The sequence below is a fragment of the Sphingomonas azotifigens NBRC 15497 genome, assembly GCF_002091475.1.
GTDB lineage: Bacteria > Pseudomonadota > Alphaproteobacteria > Sphingomonadales > Sphingomonadaceae > Sphingomonas > Sphingomonas azotifigens.
This window is the reverse complement of the sequence record NZ_BCTR01000124.1, coordinates 1-2,059: the sequence shown is the minus strand read 5'-3', so window position 1 is coordinate 2,059 and position 2,059 is coordinate 1. Positions and strand designations below refer to the sequence as shown.

The window sequence follows — 2,059 nt, the reverse complement described above, 5'->3', positions numbered from 1 at the left end:
CGTAAGTGGGAAAGGCACAGATTCTTGTTCTCGGCGGGTGCCGGCTCTTTCGGTTGTCAGTTCCACATAGGCCGATTGTCAGATCATCTTAGCTCGGAGCGCCAGCGCAACGGCGTGCGCGCGCGTCTTCGCACCGAGGCGACGTTTGGCGCGTTCGACATGGGCGTGGGCAGTTGAGGTCGACACGTCGATCACGCGGGCAATGTCTGCGTCGCTCATTCCCAACGCGACCAAACTCAACGCCTCCTGTTCGCGGGCTGAAAGCCGGCGCGGCGATTGCGCCGGGGTAGCAGGAAACGAGAGGCTTTTTACATAGGCCGCCGTGGCAACGGCCGTGACTTCGGAGCGCTGCGCGCTGTCCCACCCCTGCAGGGAGGACGGCGCAGCAAGACTTACGAAACCTCGGCATTGGTCGATCGGTATTATGAATCCGTCATTCCAGCCGAACGCACTACATGCCTCAAAGACGCGGCCACCTTTCTCCGGTCGGCGGAATTTCAGCTCGCTCCATGTAAACGGCTCGCGCGAAACCTGCATTTCATCGATCGCGCTGTCGTGATAAGCGAAGCCATTGATGGCGTAATGTTCGATCCATCGCGGCCAGCGGATTAGGGACAATTCGCCCAAGTCCCGACTTGCTGCCGGTATCTGGCCAAAGGCGAAAGCATTGATGCCGAATGGGCGCATCATGTCAGCAAGCGCGTTGCTCAACCCTTCCAGCGAAGTTGCGTTGTGGATGGTGTGCACGCGATGCCTATCGTTCCCGACGGAGGCGTTTCCCCTAGCGCATCGCGCACCATATGGCGAATCGCATGCGGAGGGCGGTTGGCGCGTTCGCTATAGCGCTCAGACCTTGGGCATGTAGCTGAATAGAGACACGACAAGGAGGAGCCGCATGAGATATTCTCGGATGGAGTCAGGTTCAGCGTGCTCAGCGTTAGCATCATGCCAGCGGGTGGTCGTGAGTCGAGGAATTTGGGATGTCCGTGACCAAAGTATTTATGACGATGGGCGCATTGTTGGCGTGCGGTGCGATGTCCGCTCCAGCCGCCTCTCAACAAACGGCGGCCGAGAAGATGAATACCTACCTTGATCAGGCAAACAAGGTGGCTATGCTCAACGGCAACGTCATGGTCGTTGATCACGGCAAGATCGTTCTGCGTCGTACTATCGGCTGCGCGGACAGTTCCTGCAAGCGGCCTTTGACGCTGAAGGATCGGTTTGTGATCGGGTCTATCGCGAAGGAGTTTGACTCGGTCGGACTATTGATGCTCGCCGAGCAGGGCAAGTTGTCGTTGACCGATCCGGTATCGAAATTCATTCCCGATCTTCCCGCATGGGCCGGAACGGTCACACTCGACCACCTGCTTCACTATACAAGCGGGTTGCCAGACGTAGACTGGGATACTGTCCACAGCGACGCGGACGCATTCAGGAATATCCGTGCTATTAAGCAGCTGGATTATCCGGCCGGCACGCATTACGCCTATAATAATAACAATACCTTCTTGCGCCGCCGAGTGATCGAAGCCGTAAGTGGCATGAGCTACGCAGACTTTTTGAGGAAGCGAGAATTTCCCAAGGCAGGCATTCGTGACGCCGTTATCGATCCGACCGATACGACGCCGAGAGTCGCCAAGGGTTTTGACGCTCAGTTCAAGCCAGATCCTCTGACGGTAGACATGACCGGATGGCCGGCATTGACGTTGGATGATTTTATCCGTTGGTCGAACTGCATTAAAAAGTTCTGCCTGATTACCCCTGAAAGTACCCGGCAAATCATAACTACCGGCAATCCAAAATGGCAGACTGGCCTCGGTCACGGCACGATGGACGGGCAAAAGTTAGTCTATCATCGCCACGATGGTAATAATCATAACTTCGAAGCGCTACTTCTGATGGATGCCTCGAAAGACCGCACACTCCTATTTCTCACTAGCAGGAACCACATTGACGTCTACATTCCAGCGGAAGCGATCGACGCCATCCTCGACGGCAAGCCGTATGCGCCGCCTGGCGCCAATCAATAGCGCCGCATGGATGGTTTTCCCGTAACTCG

General features: G+C 56.3%; 2 protein-coding genes. One reads left to right on the top strand and one right to left on the bottom strand.

What is annotated here, in order from left to right; translation table 11 throughout:
* Nucleotides 1-78: 78 nt before the first annotated feature.
* The gene (locus tag SAZ01S_RS23150; RefSeq protein WP_084584685.1) at nt 79-747 is read right to left on the bottom strand and encodes a helix-turn-helix transcriptional regulator; all 669 of its coding nucleotides are present in this window, start codon (nt 745-747) and stop codon (nt 79-81) included.
* A gap of 233 nt (nt 748-980) precedes the next feature.
* Between SAZ01S_RS23150 and SAZ01S_RS23145 the strand changes: the two genes are divergently transcribed.
* Entirely contained in the window at nt 981-2,030 is a 1,050-nt protein-coding gene (locus SAZ01S_RS23145) for a serine hydrolase domain-containing protein (protein WP_084584684.1), read from the top strand.
* The last annotated feature ends 29 nt before the right edge of the window (nt 2,031-2,059 follow it).

What these genes read in the sequence shown, in the direction of transcription:
- SAZ01S_RS23145 (WP_084584684.1), top strand. Translation starts at nt 981, where the DNA reads ATGTCCGTGACCAAAGTATTTATGACGATGGGCGCATTGTTGGCGTGC.